Origin of the sequence: Brevibacterium litoralis, assembly GCF_040212315.1 — a bacterium.
GTDB classification, from domain to species: Bacteria; Actinomycetota; Actinomycetes; order Actinomycetales; family Brevibacteriaceae; genus Brevibacterium; species Brevibacterium litoralis.
Map to the genome: position 1 here is coordinate 181996 of NZ_JBDIUY010000010.1, position 19041 is coordinate 201036.

A 19041-nucleotide genomic window follows, 5' to 3' on the forward strand; every position below is an offset into this window, starting at 1 on the left:
TAGGAACAGGGAACGTTACCGTTCCGATACCTGCACTCCGCAGTAAGAGGGGTTCGGCGCAGGCTGCTCCGTTACCATGGCGGGCATGGTGTCACCCTCTCCGTCACGTCCGTCCTCCGTCAGCGCGTTCTTCCAATTCATCGCCGTGAGCGTGGTGGCGGGGATCGTCGCGGCCGGTTTCGCCATTCCCGCCGTCGGTGCGGGGTCCGCGGCCGCCCAGACCGGCGTGGACATCTTCAACAGTCTGCCGGCGGAGCTCGAGGAGCGCCCGCTCGCCGAGAAGTCGACGATGCTCGCCGCCGACGACTCCGTCATCGCGGAGTTCTACTGGCAGAACCGGCGTGAGGTCCCGCTCGAGGACATCTCCGAGCACATGCGCAACGCGACGGTGGCCATCGAGGACGCCCGGTTCTACGAACACGGTGGTGTGGACATCCAGGGCATCGCGCGTGCCGCCGTGCACAATGCGCTCGCGGACACCACCCAGGGTGGGTCGACGCTGACCCAGCAGTACGTGAAGAACGTGCTCGCGGAGAACGCTCACGCCGTCGGTGACGAGGAGGGCGTCGAGGCGGCCAAGGAGGCCGAGGGGACCGAGGGTTACGCCCGGAAGCTGCGCGAGCTCAAGCTCGCGGTGGCGGTGGAGAACAAGTACTCCAAGGACGAGATCCTCAACCGCTACATGAACATCAACAACTACTCGGGTTCGCCGAACGTGTACGGCGTCGAGGCGGCCGCCTACCGGTACTGGGGCAAGAGCGCCTCGGAGCTCGGGATCGCCGAGTCCGCCACGCTCGCCGGGATCGTGAAGAACCCGTCCCTGTACAACCCGCAGGACAACGAGCAAGGCGTCATCAACCGCCGGAACGTCGTCCTCGACCTCATGCTCGAGCAGGAGTACATCACCGCCGAGGAACACGAGGAGGCGACGTCCAAGGGCCTGGAACTCGACCTCCAGTCGACCCCGAACGGGTGCCTGGCCTCGGGGAACATGGCCTACTTCTGCGACTACGTACAGCGCACCATCGAGAACGACCCGATCTTCGGTGAGACCGAGGACGAACGTTTCAACTTCCTGCAGCGTGGTGGCCTCACGATCAAGACGACGCTCGATCCGACGATCCAGAACATCGCCGACAAGGAGATCAAGGACCGGATCCCGGTCGGTGACGCCGGTGGGGCCGGCCACGCCCTCACGACGATCGAACCGGGCACCGGCAAGGTCATCGCGATGGCGCAGAACCGGAACTACACGGTGAGCACGGTCGAAGAGGGGCGGAAGTACTACGAGACCCAGATCAACTACAACGTCGACAAGGCCCACAACGGTGCCAACGGGTTCCAGGTCGGCTCGACGTGGAAGGCCTTCGTCCTCACCCAGTGGCTGAAGGAAGGCCACAACATCAATGAGACGGTGAATGCGTCCTATAGAGAGTTTTCGGCGGGCAGTTGGCGGTACGACGGGTGCACTGACCACGGCGACGATTGGAAGCCGAGGAACGCCGGTGACTCGAGTACGAGCAGCTACATGACCGCCGAGAACGCGACGAAGCAATCGGTGAACACGGCCTATGCGGCCATGGCGAACAAGCTCAACATGTGCGGGATCCTGGAGACCGCCATGGACATCGGCGTCGTCGGGGGCACTGGAATGCCACTCGACACGCCGGACGCTGACGGCATCACGGCTGCGCTGTCGCCGGCCGCGACACTCGGTACGACCGACGTCGCCCCGATCCACATGGCAAGTGCGTACGCGACCTTCGCCTCCGGGGGGACCTACTGCAAGCCCACGCCCATCGAGTCGATCACGACGAACGACGGCACCGACGTCGAGGTCCCGAGCGCCGACTGCCACGAGGCGCTCGACCCGGACGTGGCGAACGCCGTGGCGTACACGCTCGGTGCGGGATTCAACGGGGGTACGACGAACGGCCTGTACCCCGGCCGCCCCGCGGGTGCGAAGACGGGGACCACGGACTTTGACGTGGGCCACTCCTGGCTCGTCGGCTTCACCAAGAGCCTGTCCACCGCCGTCTGGACCGGCAGCGCCGACGGGAACAAGGACTGGCAGACGGTCACCGAGGGAACGGTCCGGGGGCGGGTCTACGGGGCGACCTTCTCCGGCAAGACGTGGTCGGCCTACATGAGCCAGGCGGTCGAGCACACGACCGGCAACCTGTCCTTCGACCGGCCCGGGCCTGAGTTCTGGGGCGGAGGCGGTGACAAGCCGCCACCACCCCCGCGGCCGACCTCGGATTCCTCGTCGAGCAGCAGCTCCGACTCGTCCTCCTCGTCCAACACGTCCAACGGTGGCGGCGGCAACGGTGGCGGCGGCAACGGTGGCGGCGGAGGCGGTAACGGTGGCGGAGGCAACGACCTCGGCGGCGGGAACGCCGGCTTCGGCGGCGACTGAGTCCGACGCCGCCCCGACCCCGGCACCCCACCGGCGACTGAATCCGACCTCAGGCCCTAGACTCGGGAGCCGGGCATCCGACACGGGTGCCCGGCTTTCGCACACCTCGACACGGGAGAACGTTCATGCAGAAGTGGGAGTACGCCACCGTCCCCCTCATCATCCACGCCACCAAGCAGATCCTCGACCAGTGGGGCGAGGACGGCTGGGAGCTCGTCACGGTCGTGCCGGGCCCCGAGGGCACCAACCCCGTCGCCTACATGAAGCGTCCGAAGGGCTGAGCGCCATGACCGCGGTGGAGCAGAAGCTCGAATCACTCGGCCTGCCTGTCCCGGCCGTGGTGCCGCCCAAGGGTGCCTACTCGCCGGCCGTGCGGTCGGGGGAGTACGTGTACACCTCCGGCCAGCTTCCTGTCGTCGACGGGGAGCTCCTCGCCACCGGCAAACTCGGCGGCGAGGTCTCCCTCGAGCAGGGCTACGAGGCGGCGAAGATCGCCGCGCTCAACGCGCTGGCCGCCGTCAAGGACGTCGTGGGCGACCTCGACCGCATCGCGCAGGTCGTCAAGGTCGTCGGCTACGTCGCCTCGACGCCGGACTTCACGAAGCAGCCGCTCGTGATCAACGGCGCCTCCGAGTTCCTGGGCGAGGTCCTGGGCGAGAAGGGGCAGCACGCGCGCAGCGCCGTCGGCATGTCCGTGCTCCCGCTCGACACACCGGTGGAGGTCGAGATGATCGTGCGGATCACCGAGGACTGAGACCCCGGTGAGCACGACCGCGCGCGGAGACGACCGGCACCGGGAGATCCCGGTGACCCAGGAGCTGGCGGAGACCCTGCGGATCTTCCGGCGCTCGGGCACCGCCCCGGTGCCGGACGTCCCCGAGCCCCAGGCGGCCGTCGTCCTCGTGAGGGACTCCTCCCGCGGACTCCAGGTGTTCGTCACCCGGACCGTGGACGCGCTGGGGCACGCGGAGCGCGGACGCTACGGGTTCCCCACGGGGACGGTCGATCCCTCCGAGATCCGTCGGCTGCCGATCGCCGGCTGGGACGCGGCCCGGTGCGCCCGCCAACTGCGTATCGACAGCCCCGGACGGGGTCTGTCCTGGTTCTCCGCCGCAGCCCGCACCGTCCTGCGCAAGCTCGGCGTGTTCCTCGCCCAGGACGCCGAGGGCCGGGTGGTCGGCGAGGACACGGTGGCCGAACGCGCGCGCGACGGTCTCGACGAGGGCCGCCGCCTGGCCGAGGTGGTCGCCTCCCGGGACCACGCGCTGCGCCCCGATCTGTTGCGCCCCTGGCTGCGGTGGGTGAACACACCCCTCCAACTGCGTCGGTTCGACACCGTCTACTTCCTCGCCGCCGTACCCCAGGGACAGTCCGTCCGGCTGGAGTCGACGAACGAGGTGTGGGGCGGCTGGATGCGGCCGGAGGACGTGCTCGAACTCGGCGGTGACAACGACTCCGATCTCATCAGCCCACCCACCCGGATCCTCCTGGAGTCCTTCGCCGGGGTCCCGACCGTCGGCAGCACGATGACCCGGATCCGTGACATCCTGCCGGTGACCCCGGAGATCGTCCGCAAGGGCGGGGACTGGTGGGTGTCCTTCGACCGGCCCACCGACCCCTCCGAGCGCGGACAGGCCCGCGCCTTCGACGTGCTCGAGAGCACGCCGGAGGAGGAGAACACCGCGCTCGTGGACGACGAGGAGGTCGCCGCGCGCCCGGACGACGAACAAGGGAGCACCCCGTGAACCGACCCACCTATCAGCACATCCGCGAGGACAACCCCGGCGGGATGACCCTCGACGGCACCCGGACCTACGTCCTCCACAGCCGGGACGGGCAGGGTGCCCTGCTCATCGACCCGGGCAACGAGATGCCCGAGCACCGGGCGGCGTTCCTCGCGGCCGTGGGTGAGGCCGAGCTGCGGGCGATCGTCCTCACCCATCAGCACGCCGACCACTCGGAGATGCTGGCGACCGCCGACGACTGGGCGCCCGGGGTGCCCGTGTACGCGGTGCTCGACGAGTTCGCCCGGCACGTCCCGACCGTCCAGGACGGGGACGTCATCACCTTCGGACCGGATCCGGCCGACGCGCTCACGGTCCTCCGGACACCGGGCCACACCTCGGACAGCATCAGCCTGCTGGGCGGGGACGTGCTGTTCTCCGGTGACACCGTGCTCGGGAAGGGCACGACCGTCGTCACCCACCCGGAAGGATCGCTCGCCGACTACCTGGCGAGCATCGACCGGTTGCGGGCGCTCGTGGACGATGGCACGGTGTCCGTGATCGAACCGGCCCACGGCCCGACCGTCGAGGACCCGGCGACCGTACTGGACCACTACGCGAGCCACCGCCGCGAGCGGGTCGAACAGGTGCGGGCGGCACTGGACCAGGGTGCGGCGACCGCGGAGGAGGTCCGCGACGTCGTCTACGCGGACGTCCCGGAGAACGTCCGGGCGGCGGCCCTCATGATCGTCAAGGCCCAGCTGGAATACCTCGGCCACCCGGTCGACTGACCAACCCTCACAGTTCTATGTGCACATAGGCGTCGCGGTTCCACTCGCGCGCCCAGCCCATGTGGTCGAGGGCGTACTCGAGGAGTCCGGCGGTGAAGCCCCAGACCCGGAGGACCCCGGTGTCGAAGGCCGGGGTGGAGTAGGCGCGATCGGGCGGGAAGAAGGTCCCCCGGTTGGCCGGGGCGACGAGGTCGGCGACCGGGATGCGGTGGACGGAGGCGGTCTCCCCGGGGTCGACGACCCGGACCGGGGACGGTGACCGCCACCAGGCGATCACGGGGGTGACCTCGAAGCGGCTCACCGGGATGAAGAGCGGTTCCATGGTGCCGAGCATCTCGACGCCGGTGGTGTCGAGGCCGGTCTCCTCGACCGCCTCGCGCAGCGCCGCGTCCACAGGACCGGTGTCCTCGGGATCGACCCGACCGCCCGGGAAGGCCACCTGCCCGGGGTGGTGGCGTAGTTTCGAGGACCGCTGGAGGAGCAGGACGTCCACGTCCGCGACCCCCAGTCCGTCCAGGCGGTCCAGTTCTTCCCGGCCCGCCGGGGTGCGCGGCGCCGTGCCGCGGCCGAACAGCATGAGGACCGAGGCGTCGCGGACTACCTGGCCGGGCGAGGCGTGCCGCAGGCGCAGCCACTGGTCGTCGCCGAGGGCCCCCGGCAGGGTCGCGACGGCGGCCCGGGCGGCGTCGGTCGTGTCCGTCCGGCTCATGCCCCTCTCCCTCCGGTCACCGGGGTGCCTCCCACCGGCAGGCTCGGGGTGTCCTTGCCGGCGAAGGCGTCGCCCACCTTCGGCGCCATCTCGAAGCGGAGCATCTTCCGTGCCTTGTCGGGGTCGAGTTCGCCGGACCCGAAGGAGGGGCAGAGCGAGGCGAGTGGGCAGGCGCCGCAGGCCGGGCGGCGGGAATGGCAGATCCGGCGCCCGTGGAAGATCATGCGGTGCGAGAGCATGGTGAGGTCCTTGCGGGGGAACAGGGCGACGACGTCCTCCTCCACCTTGAGGGGGTCCTCCTCGTGCGTGAACCCGAACCGGCGGGCCAGCCGGCCCAGGTGGGTGTCGACCGTGAGGCCGGGGACGTCGAAGGCGTTGCCGAGCACGACGTTCGCGGTCTTGCGCCCGGTGCCCGGCAGGGTGACCAGATCCTTCATGCGCGGCGGCACCTCGCCGTCGAACCGTTCGACGAGCTCCTGGGCGAGCCGGACGATGTTCCGGGCCTTCGCCCGGTAGAAGCCGGTCGAATGGACGAGCTCCTCGACGTGGGGCAGTTCCGCCTGGGCGAGGGCGAAGGAGTCGGGGTAGGCGGCGAACAGACCGGGTGTCACCTGGTTGACCCGGATGTCGGTCGTCTGTGCCGAGAGCACGGTGGCGACGAGCAGCTGGAACGGGGTCTCGAAGTCGAGTTCGCACTTCGCGTTCGGGTAGGTCTCCGCGAGCATCCGGTGGATCCTCCGCGCCCTCCGGGTCCGCCCCAAGGGGGTCTCCTTCGCGAACTTGCGCCTGCTCTTCTCCTCGACCGACAGCATCCTCCCAGTCTATGCGGGCGTGCTCCCGGCCCGTGCGGGCGTCCGCGCGGATCCCGGTCGCGGTGAACTGGGGCACAGGAGGTGGGAGGACTCACCACTCAGTCGAAGAACGGTTCCGATTAGGATGGATCGAGTTCGTGTTGTCTCCCGGGACCCACCCGTCTGAAGTGGTGTTTTTCTCGGGCCGGGGCAGTACATTGGAGAACGAGATCACAGTCACGAGGGAGGATCCACCGGTGGACATCGAAGTGGTACGGAACGCTAGTCTCTTCGCAGGGCTCGACGACGAGGCGACGAGCGCGCTCCTGCAGTACATGAAGCCGCGCAGCCTGCGCCGGGGCACCGTGCTGTTCCGCGAGGGTGACGAGGGCGACGAGCTCTACCTCGTCTCCAGCGGCAAGCTCAAGCTCGGCCGCGAGTCGTCCGACGGCCGGCAGAACCTGCTCTCCGTTGCCGGTCCCGGCGAGATCATCGGTGAACTCGCACTCTTCGATCCGGGCCCACGTTCGACCACGGTCACCGCGGTGTCCCAGACCGAGCTGCTGAGCCTCAAGCACCAGGACTTCATGGTCTGGCTGGCGGAGCGCCCGCAGGCCGCGATGAACCTCCTGCGGGCACTCGCCCAGCGTCTGCGCCGCACCAACGACACCGTCGGTGACCTCGTCTTCCAGGACGTGCCCGGCCGTGTCGCCAAGGCCCTCCTCGACCTGTCGACCCGCTTCGGCAAGCCGGCCCCGGACGGCGTGCTCGTGGCCCACGACCTCACGCAGGAGGAGCTGGCCCAGCTCGTCGGCGCCTCGCGGGAGACCGTCAACAAGGCACTGGCCGACTTCGCCGGTCGCGGCTGGCTGCGTCTCGAGGCCCGTGCGGTCGTCATCCTCGACATGAACCGCCTCAAGGCCCGCGCCCACTGAGCTCGACGCCGCCCCAACCCCGGCACCCCACCGCTTCTGAAGGCCGACGCCGCCCCAACCCCGGCACCCCACCGCTTCGGAAGGCCGAAGCCGCTCCAACCCCGGCACCCCACCGGGCGCACGGCGCACTGATCCTTTCTCTTTCCTTCACCACACGACGAAGGCCCGTCCTCCATCCGGAGGGCGGGCCTTCGTCGTGTGCGGTGACCGGGAGGTCACATCTTCGGGTTCTGCACCGCCCGCTTGATGAGGTCGATACCGGTCTTCGCGCCGTCGATGGCGCTCGTGGGCGTCGGGTTGCCCTTCTTGAAGAAGGGCAGTGCGATGAGCACGAGGAGCACGGCGACGATCACGAGGATGCCGAAGACCGCGAGGAAGCTGCCCCACCAGGGCCAGCCCGCGCCCTCGTGGAAGCCGGCCGCCCCCGCGAAGATCCCCATGAAGGTCGACAGGAACAGCAGGAACAGGGCGACGACCGCCAGGCCGCCGCCGATCCCGAGGTTGATCGACCCCTTCTTGATCTCGGACACCGCGAGGGCCTTCTCCTCCTGGGCGAGGGCCTGGGCGTCGGACCGGAGGTCCTTGACCAGTTCGGCGATGGAGCGCTCGGACATTCGATCTCCTCGTGAGGGGTGGTGCGGGCCGGGCGGAACCGTCCCGAAATGTACGTCTGGTGTCAGCCTATCGCAGCCCCGGAGTGCCGGGAGGGGTGAGTGTCCCCGGCTCCCCGCGGGTCCGCGTAGAACCTCACTTCTTGACGGAGGCCGAGATGAGGTCCATGACGGAGGAGTCGGCGAGCGTCGTCGCGTCGCCCACGTCCTTGCCGTCGGCGGCGTCCTTGAGCAGACGGCGCATGATCTTGCCCGACCGGGTCTTCGGCAGGTCCGCGACGACGTGCACCGCCTTGGGCTTGGCGATCGGCCCGATCTCGGCACCGACGTGGGCCCGCAGCGCCTCGACGGTGTTCTCGTCCTCGGTGACGCCACCCCGGAGGATGACGAACGCGACGACCGCCTGTCCGGAGGTCTCGTCGGTGGCGCCGACGACCGCGGCCTCGGCCACGGCGTCGTGGGACACGAGGGCGGACTCGATCTCCGCGGTCGAGAGTCGGTGACCGGACACGTTCATCACGTCGTCCACGCGGCCCAGGAACCAGACGTCGCCGTCCTCGTCCAGGCGGGCACCGTCACCGGCGAAGTACTTGCCGGGGAACCGCGACCAGTAGGTCTCCTTGTAGCGCTCCGGGTCGCCGAAGATGCCGCGGAGCATCGCGGGCCAGGGCTCGTCGATGACGAGGTAGCCGGCCTGGCCGTTCTCGACCGGGTTGCCCTCGTCGTCGACGACCTTGACGCTGATGCCGGGGATGGCCCGCTGGGAGGAACCGGGCTTGAGGGAGACGACTCCGGGGACCGGGGCGATCATGTTGGCGCCGGTCTCCGTCTGCCACCAGGTGTCGACGATCGGGCAGCGGTCGCCACCGATGACGCGGCGGTACCAGGTCCAGGCCTCCGGGTTGATCGGTTCGCCGACGGAGCCCAGTAGGCGCAGGGAGGACAGGTCGAACTCCGCCGGGATCTCCTCGCCCCACTTCATGCAGGTGCGGATCGCGGTGGGGGCGGTGTAGAGGATGCTCACGCCGTACTTCTGGACGATCTCCCACCAGCGGCCCTGGTGCGGGGTGTCGGGTGTGCCCTCGTACATCACCTGGGTGGCACCGGCGGCGAGCGGACCGTAGGTGATGTACGTGTGCCCGGTGACCCAGCCGACGTCGGCGGTGCACCAGTAGACGTCGGTCTCCGGTTTGAGGTCGAAGACGGCCTTCATCGAGTAGGCGGCCTGGGTGAGGTACCCGCCGGAGGTGTGGAGGATGCCCTTGGGCTTGCCCGTCGTACCGGAGGTGTAGAGGACGAACAGCGGGTTCTCCGACTCGAAGAACTCGCAGTCGTGCTCCGCCGAGGCGCCCTCCAGGGCCTCGGCCCACCGGATGTCCCGGCCCTCGACCCAGTCGACGTCCTGGCCGGTGCGCTCGACGACGAGCACGTGCTCGACGGGGGTGTCGCCACCGGACAGGGCGGTGTCGACGGCGGGCTTGAGGCCCGAGGGCTTGCCCCGGCGGTACCCGCCGTCGGCGGTGACGACCACGCGCGCCTCGGCGTCGAGGATCCGCGACCTCAGCGCGTCGGAGGAGAACCCGCCGAACACGACCGAGTGGGCGGCGCCCAGACGGGCGCAGGCGAGCATGGTGATGACGGCCTCGGGGACCATGGGCAGGTAGACGGCGACCCGGTCGCCCTGCTTCACTCCCAGTCCGGCCAGCACGTTCGCGGCCTTCTTCACCTCCGCCGTGAGTTCGGCATAAGTGTAGGACTTCGAGTCCCCGGGCTCACCCTCGAAGTGGAGGGCCACGCGGTCGCCGTTGCCGGCCTCGACGTGGCGGTCCAGGCAGTTGTACGCGACGTTGAGACGACCCTCGACGAACCACTTGGCGAAAGGTGCCTCGGACCAGTCGAGAACGGTCTCGAAGTCCGTGTCCCAGGAGATGAGGTCCCGCGCGGTCCGGGCCCAGAAGTCCAGGCGATCGGCCTTCGCCTCGTCGTAGTCGGCCTGTCCGACATTGGCCTGGGCGACGAACGAGTCCGCGGGCGGGTAGGTGCGCTCCTCGTGGAGCAGGGTGTCCATGGACGGGTTCTCCGTGGTCATGCGATTCCTCCGGCGTCATTGGTGGAGTGGGGAAGGGCCCGCGGAGCGGTGGCTCCGTGACCCCCGTCGTGTCTACGACATCAGTATGAAAATAGCAATGATCGACGTCGTGCGGGGTCATGATCGCACGGGAAGTTCATCGTGGAACCGGTTTCCGGGATCCACCTGTGCAGGTCCGTGCACCACCCTGCGGGACCGACACAGGTCACCTTGTGGTGTGGATCCGGGTGTCGTCGGAGGTGCCGACGTGAATAGGTGGGGCGACTCTGTGATGATGTACCCGAACGACTCGGCACCCGTGGGTCGTGGACCGCACGGCACGGTCGACGGGTGGACCCGGTATCCCGCAAGGAGAGTGGACGGATGAGTACACCCCAGCAGCCCCCGTACGGCTCGGGTGGGCCGCAGTACGGCAGCCCGGCGCCGCAGTACGGTTCCGGCCCGCAGTACGGACAGGCTCCCCAGCCCGGACCGCAGGCGCCGCAGGGCCCCCCGGGTCCTCAGGGTCCCCAGGGGCAGCCCGGTCCCGGTGCCCCGCAGTACGGCGGCCCGGCGCCGCAGTACGGTTCCGGCCCCCAGTACGGTTCGGGGCCGCAGTACGGCTCCGCTCCGCAGTACGGGAGTGGCCCGGCCGCTGGGCAGTACGGCTCCGGTGGACCGCAGTACGGCGCCCCGGCCCCGCAGGGTGCTCCCGGTCCGCAGGGCCCCGGCGCCCCGTACGGCTCCGGCGGGCCCCAGGCCGCGCCCTACGGTTCGGGTGCTCCCCAGCAGGGTGCCTACGGCTCCGGCGCACCGATGGCCGCACCCGGCGGTCCGGCTCCGGCCCCGAAGCCGCCGAAGCCCAAGCGGACCGGCCCCGGACTCCTCGGCCCGCTCACGCTCCGTGACCTGCTGCTGCTCGTCGGCTCCCTGTTCTCGCTCATCGCGCTCGTGACCCCGGTGTTCCGGGTGTTAGGCGAGGGTGTGTGGATCTGGGGGTACTCCTACGGCGCCTTCGCCTGGCTGTTCCTCGGTGTCCTGCCGGTGTTCGCCGCCGGCATCCTCACCCTGCTCAACAAGCTCCTGGCGGGCTTCCCGCAGCGGGTGGGCACCCTCGGGACCGACCAGTTCATCACCGTGCTCGCCTCGGTCGGCTTCGCCATGAACGCGATCGTGCTCGTCACCTCCGCGTCCTTCCTGCACGTCGGCGGTGTGCTCGCCTTCCTCGGTGCCCTCGTGTCCTTCTTCGCGGCCTTCTTCACCATGCTGCCGTTCCTGGGCGCCGAGTTCGCCGTCCGCGACGAGGTCACCGCACACCCGAAGGCGCGCCCCGTCAAGCGTGGCGCCGCCACGCCCCCGCCGCTGGCCCCGCAGGACACCGCGGGCCCCGGTGCCGGGCAGCCTGCGCTCGGTGCCGGTCCCGGCGCTCCCGCCCCGTTCGGTTCGGGTGCCCCCGCCGGGCAGCAGGGCGCTCCTGCCGCAGGTGCTCCCTTCGGTCCCCCCGCGCAGGGTGCCCCGGCCGCTCCCTCACAGGATGGTCCGGCACAGGGCGGCCCGAACCCCGGTGGTCCGTCGCAGGGTGCCCCGGTACCGGGTGCCTTCGCCCCGGGTGGTCCCAGCCAGAACGCTTCTTCCCAGGGTGCCCCCGGCACGAACGCCGCGCCCTCGGCCCCGGGTGCGCCCGGCCCGGACGCTCCGCGCCAGGACGCGCCCGCGGGCGGGTCCCCCTTCGCCCCGAACCCGGGCCCGACGCCCCAGCAGGGTCAGGGTCCGACGCCGGGTGGGGCTCCCGCGCAGGGCGCGAGCCCGGCCACCGGTGAGGAACAGTCCGTGGCCGGCAGCGGCCAGGCCTACCTGGGTGCCAGCAGCGCCGAGGCCCCGCGCAACGCGCAGAACGTCCCGACGCAGGCCTTCATCGCCGGCTCCGGTGCCGGCGAGAACGTCCCCACCTTCACGGGGAACCCGCACGCACCCGCCGCCGAGGCGCCCTCCACGCCGGCCGACCCCACGCCGGCCGACCCCACCCCGGGTGCCACCTCCTCCGCAGGCGCCGCGCCGGCGACCGACGCCACGCCGTCGGCCCCGGACGATGCCGAGGACCGGAAGGCGGACGGGCCGGAGCCGGAGACCGCGACCCCGGCCGAAGAGGAGAAGTCCGGGAACGCCGCCCCCGAGAGTGCGGCGGCCACGGGCTTCACCCCCTTCGGTGCAGGCTCGCAGGCGTCCTCCACATCGACCCCCGCGGACGACACCAGTGCTTCCGACGACGATGCCTCCGAGAAGAACGTTGCTTCTGAGAAGGACGCTCCGGAGAGCAGCGTGTCCGTCGACGGTCCTCCGGACGACCGCGCGGCCGCCGACGACTCACCTGCGGATGACGACGCGGCGGAGAAGGACGCGGCGGTGTCCGGAGAGCAGGGCGCCTCGGCGGCGGATTCCGATGCCGGCGAGGAGACCCAGGTGATGGCCCCGCTCGGCGCGCGGGACGAGGAGCCGGCGACGCCGGCCTCGGCCGGTGACCGGTTCCGCGGTGAGCGGACCGAACCGGAGGCCAACGCCCCGACCCAGTGGTTCAAGGTCGGTGGCACCCCCACCGCGGAAGCGGCACAGGACGCGGCGCCCGCGGGTCCGCGGATCGGCGCGCCGGTGAACACGAACCCGTTCTGGTTCGCCGTGCCCGAACAGCGCCCGGCGATCGACGAGGCCACCGGTGGCACCGTGTTCACGGTCGTCCCCGGCGACTGGTACCTGGCGCTCGAGGACCGCGGTGGCGCGTACAAGGTGCGCAACAACGGTGACGGCCGTGAGGGCTTCCTCATGGACGTCGAGGGAGTCCAGATTGGCTGACGGCATGGGCGCGGCACTGCGGGCGCTGTCCGCGGTGCCGCAGATCGCCGAGCCGGTGGAGTCCGCGCGAAACGCGTGCACCGAGCTGCGGTGGCACAACGCCCTGCGCAAGCGGATGGCGGAGTGCCGGATCGAGGCGACGGTGCGTGCGGCACGTGCCTCGGCCGCCCTGGAGGGGGCCCGGTTCCCGGTCGCGATGGTCCGCGAGGTCATCGGTGCCGGGCGGGAGGTCCCCGACGACCCCTCGGGTGCGCAGTTGGCCGCCGCCGTGCGGGTGGCCGCCGTGGCGGAGGACCTGCAGACCCGCCCGGACGCCCTGCGGACCGGTTTCCTGCACACGCTCTCCAAGCTCGCGCTCGCCGCGGGCGCGGGGCTTGCGCCGGAGGAGCAGATCGGCCGTCCGCGGATCGCCGGGGAGGAGCCCGGTGACCTGGGCGGTCTGCCGCCCGCACCGGACCCGACCGAGGTGACCGAACGGCTCTCCGCGCTGGAGGACCTGCTGGCGGACCCGACGCTGCCGGGACTCGTCGTCGCGTCGATCCTCCACGGGGAGATCCTCGCGCTGCGTCCCTTCGTCGTCGGCAACGGACTCGTGGCCCGCGCCCTGTTCCGGATCCACCTGGTGAGCACCGGGGTGGACCCGACCGGGGTGTGCGTGCCGGAGGCCGCCTTCCTCTCCGACGCGACCGGTTACGGGCAGGGTGGGGCCGCCTACACCAGCGGCAACGACGTGCCCGGGTGGATCGTCGCGTGTGCCGACGCTGTGGAAAAGGGCGCCGGTGAGGGCCGGACGGTGTGCCAGGCCGTCCAGTCCGGGAGAGTGCCGCAGAGTACCTGACCTGCCTCTTCGTCCTGTGACCTCGGGTCGTGCGGTCTCCGCGCGACCCGAGGTCACATTTTTGTCCGCCGGCCCTCGTCGTCCACAGGCCCAGATCGCACCTCACGAAACGCCGGTGGGTCTCCCAGCCTGGGCGCATGGACGCACACGGAGACCGGAATCACCGGACAGATCAGGACCCACGCCGAGGACTCGAACCACGCGGAGAACCGGACCCACGCCGAGGACCGGAACCACCACGTGACCGTGTGCCCCGGGCGGCACCCGGGGCGGGCGCCTCGGGAGCGGAGGACCCACGCGGTGCCGAGGGCGCGGGCCCGACGGCCCGGATCGCGCTGCTCACCTCCCTGCCCAGCCTCGTCGACCACTGCACGGCGCTCGCCGACGGGATCGGGGTGACCCTCGACGTGCTCGCCCCGGACTCCGGCGGATGGCAGGCGGCGGTGCTCGTGCTGCTCGGGGAGGACGTGGGCGAGCACCCGGCGGCCCTCGGGGCGCCGAGCGTGCTCGTGGGCACCGAGGAGACCCGGGTGTGGGAGCACGCGGCCCGGCTGGGCACGCAGACCGTGGCGGTCCTGCCGGACGCCTCCGAATGGCTCACCCAGCGGATGATCGCGGCCGTGGAACCACCGGGGGACCCGGCCACGACGGTCGGGGTCGTGGCCGGGTGCGGGGGCGCCGGCGCCTCCGTCCTCGCCTGTGCCACGGCCCGGCAGGCGGCGGCCGACGGGTTGGACGTCGTGCTGCTCGACGCGGACGCACTCGGCGGGGGACTGGACGTCGTGCTCGGCTGTGAGGACGAGGAAGGACTGCGGTGGCCGGCGCTCGCCGAGTCCCGCGGACGGTTGCGCCCCTCCCTCCTCACCGACGCGCTGCCCCGGCACGAGGGACTCGCCGTGCTGTCCTGGGACCGGGAGGGCACGGTCGACCTGGACGGGCACGTGTTCGACGCGGTGCTCGCCGCCGCCCAGCAGGCCTTCGACCTCGTCGTCGTCGACCTGCCCCGGCACGCCCCGGTCGCCTGGGCCCGGGCCTGCCACCACCTGCTGCTCGTCACCCCGGCCCGGGTGCGCTCGGCCGTCGCGGCGGCCCGGGTGGCCACGCGCCTGCACGCCGTCCACCCCGGGGTGCGCCTGGTGGTCCGGGAGAGCGGGCGGGGCGGGAGCGATCTCGACCCGGCGCTCGTGGCCGACACGATCGGTCTGGAGCTGGCCGGGACCCTGCGGGACGACCCGCGGTTGGCCGCGGCCGTCGACCGGGGTGAGGGGATCCCGGGCGGGCGGACGCGGATCGGGCGGTTCGCCGCGCGCGTGCTCGACGAGGTGTACCCATGAGCGAGTGGATCGACGCGCGCGTGATCGCCGACGTGCGGGAGGAACTGCTGGAGAACCCCGGCCCGGTGACCCCGGCGGCGGTCGCTGCCGCGGTGCGGCGGACCGGGCGGGTGCTCGGGTCCGCGGCCCTGCTCGACCTCGTCGGACGGCTGTCGGCCCAGTTGGCCGGCGCGGGACCGCTCCAGGGGCTGCTCGACGCCCCGGGGACGACCGACGTGTTCGTCAACGGCCCGCACGACGTGTGGCGCGACCGGGGCGACGGGCTGGAACCGGTGTCGATGTCGCTGGGGACCGAGTCGGACGTCCGGGCGCTCGCCGTGCGGCTGGCGGGGCTGGGTGGACGCCGACTGGACGACTCGCAGCCCCTGTGCGACGTGCGGCTGCCCGACGGAGTGCGCCTCAACGCCGTCGTCCCACCCCTGTCGGGCGAGACGACGGTCCTGTCGTTCCGGATTCCCAACTCCCGCGGGTTCCGGCTGGCCGACCTGCGTGCCGACGGGTTCCTGCCGCCCGAGGTGGACGAACTCCTGAGCGTCGTGCTCGCGGTCCGGGCCAACTTCCTCGTCTCCGGCGGGACCGGCAGCGGCAAGACGGCCCTGCTCGGGGCGCTCCTGTCCGCGGTGGACGTGGACCAGCGGGTGCTGATCGTCGAGGACAACCGGGAACTCGTCGTCGACCACCCGCACGTCGTCCAGCTGGCCGCCCGACAGTCGAACGTCGAGGGCGTGGGCGAGGTGTCGATGGCAGACCTGGTCCGCAACGCCCTGCGCATGCGGCCCGACCGCCTGGTCGTCGGAGAGGTCCGCGGCGCCGAGGTGCGCGACATGCTCACCGCCCTCAACACCGGCCACGAGGGCGGGTGCGCGACGATCCACGCGAACACGGCGGACGCCGTTCCCGCCCGGCTGGAGGCCCTCGGGGCGCTGGCCGGGATGAGTCCGGCGGCCGTCCGCGCGCAGGTGGCCACGGCGATCGACCTCGTCGTCCACGTCCACCGGACGGAGGGACGCCGTGGAGTCCGGCAGATCGCCGTGCCCGATCCGGGGACGGACGGCCTGCGGATGGAGACGGTCTGGGAACGCGGGACGGGGTTCGCCGACCGCGGTCTCGGGTTCCTCCGCGAACTGTTGGAGGGGAAGACGCCATGAATACGGAGATTCTGGGCGCCGATGCCGTGGGGCCGGTGCTCGTCGCGGGGATCCTCGTGGGTCTGTCCGTGTACCTGGCCACGTGGTCGGGATCGGCCGGGCGGTTGCGCGGTCTGCTGGGGCCCGGTCGCGCGACGGTGCGTCGGTCGGGGGTCCAGGGCGCCTCGGCTGCGCGGGGACCGGGTCGGACGTGGAGCGAGGAGGCGGTGCAGGCGGCGGCCGTCGGGGTCGTCGACCGGGCCGTCGAACTGTTGCGGGTCGGGATGCCCCCGGCCACGGTCATGAGGCGCCTGGCGGAGCTCACCGGGGAACCCCGGATCGCCGAGGTGCTGCGGCGGACCGCACGCTCCCTCGACCTGGGCGAACCGCCGCACCGGGCGGTCCGGCGGCACCTCGACCGGTTGCCCGCGGCGGCCGCCGGGGTGTTCGACGGGATGGCCGCCGTGTGGTCCGTAGCGGAGACCGCGGGCGCACCGGCGGCGGACATGCTCCAGCGCTATGCCCGGACCTGCCGGACGCGGGCGGACGCCGACCGGGAGCGGGCCGCGCAGATCGCCGGACCCCGGTCGACGGTCACCGTTCTCACGTGGCTGCCCTTCATCTCCCTGGGACTCGCGATGCTCATCGGGGCCAATCCCTTTGCCGTGTTCGGCACGGTGCCCGGTGCGCTCGCCCTCGTGTCCGGACTCGCGCTGCTGGTGAGCGGGCGGTTGTGGATGGGTCGACTGCTGCGGAGCGCGCGATGAGCACCGGGCTGACGTTGCTGGTCATCGGGGTGTGCGTGGGACTCGCGGTGTGGCTGTCGCGGGCGGGGACCGACGAGCGGCTCCGGGCCCTCGTGCCCCGCCTGCGGTCCGGACCCGTCGACGGGCTCCCGGGGCCGGAGGACGGCGGGGAGAGTGTCGGGGGTGTCGAGGGTGCGAACGGTCCTGTGGGCGCGCCGGGTGGCGTGGGATCCGCCGACAAGGACGCGCTCGCCTTCGACCTCGACCTCACGGCGATCTGCCTGCGGACCGGGCTGCCGACCGAGCGGGCGATGGCCCTGGCGGCGTCGACGACGGGGGACCGGTGCGGGTTGGGCCGTCTGGGGCGGTCCGTGGCGCTCGGCGGTCGCGAGACCCCGACGGGTCCGTTGGCGAACGCGCTCGCGGAGATCGAACAACTGGTGCTGTTCTCCCGGAGCACGGGGGTGGCACTCGCGCCCCTTCTCGAGGGGATGGCCGACGACCTGCGGCGCTCCGAACACCGCAGGCGGCAGGTCGCGGCGGCCCGTCTGGGCGTGCGACTGGTGCTGCCTCTGGGTGTGAACATCCTCCCCGCCTTCGTGCTCATGGGGGTGCTGCCGGTGGTCATCACCCTCGTGACGGACATGTCCTCCCTGTTCACCGGGGGTGCGGGATGACTGTGGACAGCCGGTTCACCGGTGGCGTCCGGACCTGTGGACGAAGGGGCCTCCGTCCACAGGTGGAATCCGGGGGTGCCGGGGAGAGGGCCCGGCGGGATTCGATGGTCTCGCCATCACACACCGAGGAAAGGACGAACGATGGTCACCACACAGCACACCGCACAGGACGTCACCACCGACCAGGACAACCCGGAGAAGAGCACCGCACTCGCCCCGGTCGGCACGAAGGGACCGGGCCGGTTCGCACTGGCCCGGAAGTGGCGCAAGGACACCGGGGCCTCGACGGCGGAGTACGCGATCGTCGTGCTCGCCGCCTGCGGCTTCGGCGCCCTGCTCATCACCCTGCTCAAGAGCAACCCGGTCCAGGACCTCGTGTTCGGGGTCATCGGCAAGGCACTGGGGCTCGGCGGCTGAGGCCGTCCGGGACCGGTCGGGGTGATCGTGGCGACGTGCGATCACCCCGGCCGGACACCCCGGGGCGGGGACCGGCATGGACGGGACTGACGAGGACGGGACGGACGAAGGCCGGACAGGCGTGGACCAGACCGGCGAGGACGGGACGGACGGAGGAAGCATCATGACGGAGGACCGGAGTCGGGCGACACGGGACGGACGGGGAGCCCGCGACCGCGGTGCAGCGACGGCGGAGTTCGCCATGGTGCTCCCTGCGTTCGTGCTCGTCCTCGTCCTGGTCTGCGGCGCGGCGAGCATCGGGCTCGCCCAGTTGCAGGCCTATGACGGGGCGCGCGGCGGAGCCCGGGAGGCGGCCCGCGGCGAGACCGAGCGGCAGGTCGTCCACGAGGCACGGGAGCGGGCCGGGGAGGAGGCCGAGGTGACGGTGTCCCGCAGCGGCGGGTACACGACGGTCGAGGTCGAACTCCCGGTTCCGGAGACCCTGCACTTCATCACCGAGACGGTGAGTGCCGAGGCGACCGCACGGACGGAGGACGGACGATGAGGAAGACCGATGAGGAAGGTCGGACGATGACGAGAGACGCAGGGTTCATGCGGAGGCCGACACGGACGGGAACGGGCGGGGAGCGACCACGGGGACGCGGGCGTGCCGGACGCCGCGGGTGTGACCAGGGTGCCGCGACACCGGTGGCACTCTTCCTCGCGGTCGGATCGCTGTCGCTCGTCGCGGGGCTCGGGCTGGCGGGACAGTCGTTCCTCGCCCACGCGCGGGCCGACGGGACGGCCGACCTGGCCGCACTCGCCGCCGCGGACGCCGGGCGCGGCCTGTTGCCGGGCAGCCCGTGCGAGACCGCCCGGGACCTCGTCGAACGGGAGGGCGGCACGATGGTCGAGTGCATCGCCGACGCCGTGGTCGGCACCGCGGTCGTCACCGTCGAGATCGACCTGCCGCCACCGCTGACCGTGGTCCGCGCCCGGGCCGTGGCCGGCCCCGATTCCTGAGCACCCCT

19 protein-coding genes are annotated in these 19041 nt (G+C 71.5%); 15 read left to right on the forward strand and 4 right to left on the reverse strand.

Features of this window, described 5'->3' with window-relative positions; genetic code table 11:
* Nucleotides 1-145: 145 nt before the first annotated feature.
* The 5 genes from AAD496_RS02915 to AAD496_RS02935 all read left to right on the forward strand — a co-directional run bounded on the left by AAD496_RS02915 (nucleotide 146) and on the right by AAD496_RS02935 (nucleotide 4931).
* Entirely contained in the window at nucleotides 146-2416 is a 2271-nt protein-coding gene (locus tag AAD496_RS02915; RefSeq protein ID WP_349827134.1) for a transglycosylase domain-containing protein, read from the forward strand.
* Between the two features lie 125 nt (nucleotides 2417-2541).
* Entirely contained in the window at nucleotides 2542-2697 is a 156-nt protein-coding gene (sp36, locus tag AAD496_RS02920) for a Sp36 family protein (protein ID WP_349827135.1), read from the forward strand.
* Between the two features lie 5 nt (nucleotides 2698-2702).
* Complete coding sequence (locus tag AAD496_RS02925; protein ID WP_349827136.1) at nucleotides 2703-3170, forward strand: RidA family protein; 468 nt, start codon at nucleotides 2703-2705, stop codon at nucleotides 3168-3170.
* 7 nt (nucleotides 3171-3177) lie between these two features.
* Entirely contained in the window at nucleotides 3178-4161 is a 984-nt protein-coding gene (locus tag AAD496_RS02930; RefSeq protein WP_349827137.1) for an NUDIX hydrolase, read from the forward strand.
* Nucleotides 4158-4931 (forward strand): MBL fold metallo-hydrolase, encoded by a 774-nt coding sequence (locus AAD496_RS02935; RefSeq protein WP_349827138.1) that lies wholly within the window; start codon nucleotides 4158-4160, stop codon nucleotides 4929-4931. Before AAD496_RS02930 ends, AAD496_RS02935 begins: the two co-directional genes overlap by 4 nt.
* A gap of 7 nt (nucleotides 4932-4938) precedes the next feature.
* Here the strand turns inward: AAD496_RS02935 and AAD496_RS02940 are convergent, their stop codons facing one another.
* Both AAD496_RS02940 and nth read right to left on the reverse strand, forming a co-directional pair.
* Nucleotides 4939-5640: an NUDIX hydrolase gene (locus AAD496_RS02940; RefSeq protein WP_349827139.1), complete on the reverse strand. Its 702-nt coding sequence runs from the start codon at nucleotides 5638-5640 to the stop codon at nucleotides 4939-4941.
* Nucleotides 5637-6452 (reverse strand): endonuclease III, encoded by an 816-nt coding sequence (gene nth / locus AAD496_RS02945; RefSeq protein ID WP_349827140.1) that lies wholly within the window; start codon nucleotides 6450-6452, stop codon nucleotides 5637-5639. Before nth ends, AAD496_RS02940 begins: the two co-directional genes overlap by 4 nt.
* A 236-nt stretch (nucleotides 6453-6688) precedes the next feature.
* On the opposite strand from nth, the gene AAD496_RS02950 reads away from it, so the two are divergent.
* Nucleotides 6689-7366, forward strand: a complete 678-nt coding sequence (locus AAD496_RS02950; RefSeq protein ID WP_349827141.1) for a Crp/Fnr family transcriptional regulator — start codon at nucleotides 6689-6691, stop codon at nucleotides 7364-7366.
* A 215-nt stretch (nucleotides 7367-7581) separates the two neighbouring features.
* On the opposite strand, the gene AAD496_RS02955 is transcribed toward AAD496_RS02950, so the two are convergent.
* Both AAD496_RS02955 and acs read right to left on the reverse strand, forming a co-directional pair.
* A complete protein-coding gene (locus AAD496_RS02955) occupies nucleotides 7582-7980 on the reverse strand; it encodes a phage holin family protein (RefSeq protein ID WP_349827142.1) in 399 nt (132 codons plus the stop codon).
* A gap of 133 nt (nucleotides 7981-8113) precedes the next feature.
* Nucleotides 8114-10066: an acetate--CoA ligase gene (gene acs / locus AAD496_RS02960; RefSeq protein ID WP_349827143.1), complete on the reverse strand. Its 1953-nt coding sequence runs from the start codon at nucleotides 10064-10066 to the stop codon at nucleotides 8114-8116.
* A 363-nt stretch (nucleotides 10067-10429) separates the two neighbouring features.
* On the opposite strand from acs, the gene AAD496_RS02965 reads away from it, so the two are divergent.
* From AAD496_RS02965 to AAD496_RS03005, 9 genes are all read left to right on the forward strand, one after another.
* A complete protein-coding gene (locus AAD496_RS02965) occupies nucleotides 10430-12892 on the forward strand; it encodes a hypothetical protein (protein WP_349827144.1) in 2463 nt (820 codons plus the stop codon).
* Entirely contained in the window at nucleotides 12885-13730 is an 846-nt protein-coding gene (locus AAD496_RS02970) for a Fic family protein (RefSeq protein WP_349827145.1), read from the forward strand. The genes AAD496_RS02965 and AAD496_RS02970 overlap by 8 nt, the downstream gene beginning before the upstream one ends.
* A 248-nt stretch (nucleotides 13731-13978) precedes the next feature.
* Nucleotides 13979-15064 (forward strand): septum site-determining protein Ssd, encoded by a 1086-nt coding sequence (ssd, locus tag AAD496_RS02975; protein WP_349827146.1) that lies wholly within the window; start codon nucleotides 13979-13981, stop codon nucleotides 15062-15064.
* Nucleotides 15061-16212 carry a TadA family conjugal transfer-associated ATPase gene (locus tag AAD496_RS02980; protein ID WP_349827147.1) on the forward strand — a complete coding sequence of 384 codons (1152 nt, stop codon included), beginning with the start codon at nucleotides 15061-15063 and terminating at the stop codon, nucleotides 16210-16212. Before ssd ends, AAD496_RS02980 begins: the two co-directional genes overlap by 4 nt.
* Nucleotides 16209-16958, forward strand: a complete 750-nt coding sequence (locus tag AAD496_RS02985; RefSeq protein WP_349827148.1) for a type II secretion system F family protein — start codon at nucleotides 16209-16211, stop codon at nucleotides 16956-16958. The genes AAD496_RS02980 and AAD496_RS02985 overlap by 4 nt, the downstream gene beginning before the upstream one ends.
* Nucleotides 16955-17614 (forward strand): type II secretion system F family protein, encoded by a 660-nt coding sequence (locus AAD496_RS02990; RefSeq protein WP_349827149.1) that lies wholly within the window; start codon nucleotides 16955-16957, stop codon nucleotides 17612-17614. Before AAD496_RS02985 ends, AAD496_RS02990 begins: the two co-directional genes overlap by 4 nt.
* Nucleotides 17615-17755: 141 nt before the next feature.
* Entirely contained in the window at nucleotides 17756-18031 is a 276-nt protein-coding gene (locus tag AAD496_RS02995; RefSeq protein ID WP_349827150.1) for a DUF4244 domain-containing protein, read from the forward strand.
* Nucleotides 18032-18194: 163 nt separating this feature from the next.
* Nucleotides 18195-18575, forward strand: a complete 381-nt coding sequence (locus AAD496_RS03000) for a TadE family type IV pilus minor pilin (protein WP_349827151.1) — start codon at nucleotides 18195-18197, stop codon at nucleotides 18573-18575.
* A gap of 47 nt (nucleotides 18576-18622) precedes the next feature.
* Nucleotides 18623-19033, forward strand: coding sequence for an Rv3654c family TadE-like protein (locus AAD496_RS03005; RefSeq protein WP_349827250.1), 411 nt, complete (start codon nucleotides 18623-18625; stop codon nucleotides 19031-19033).
* Nucleotides 19034-19041 lie beyond the last annotated feature (8 nt).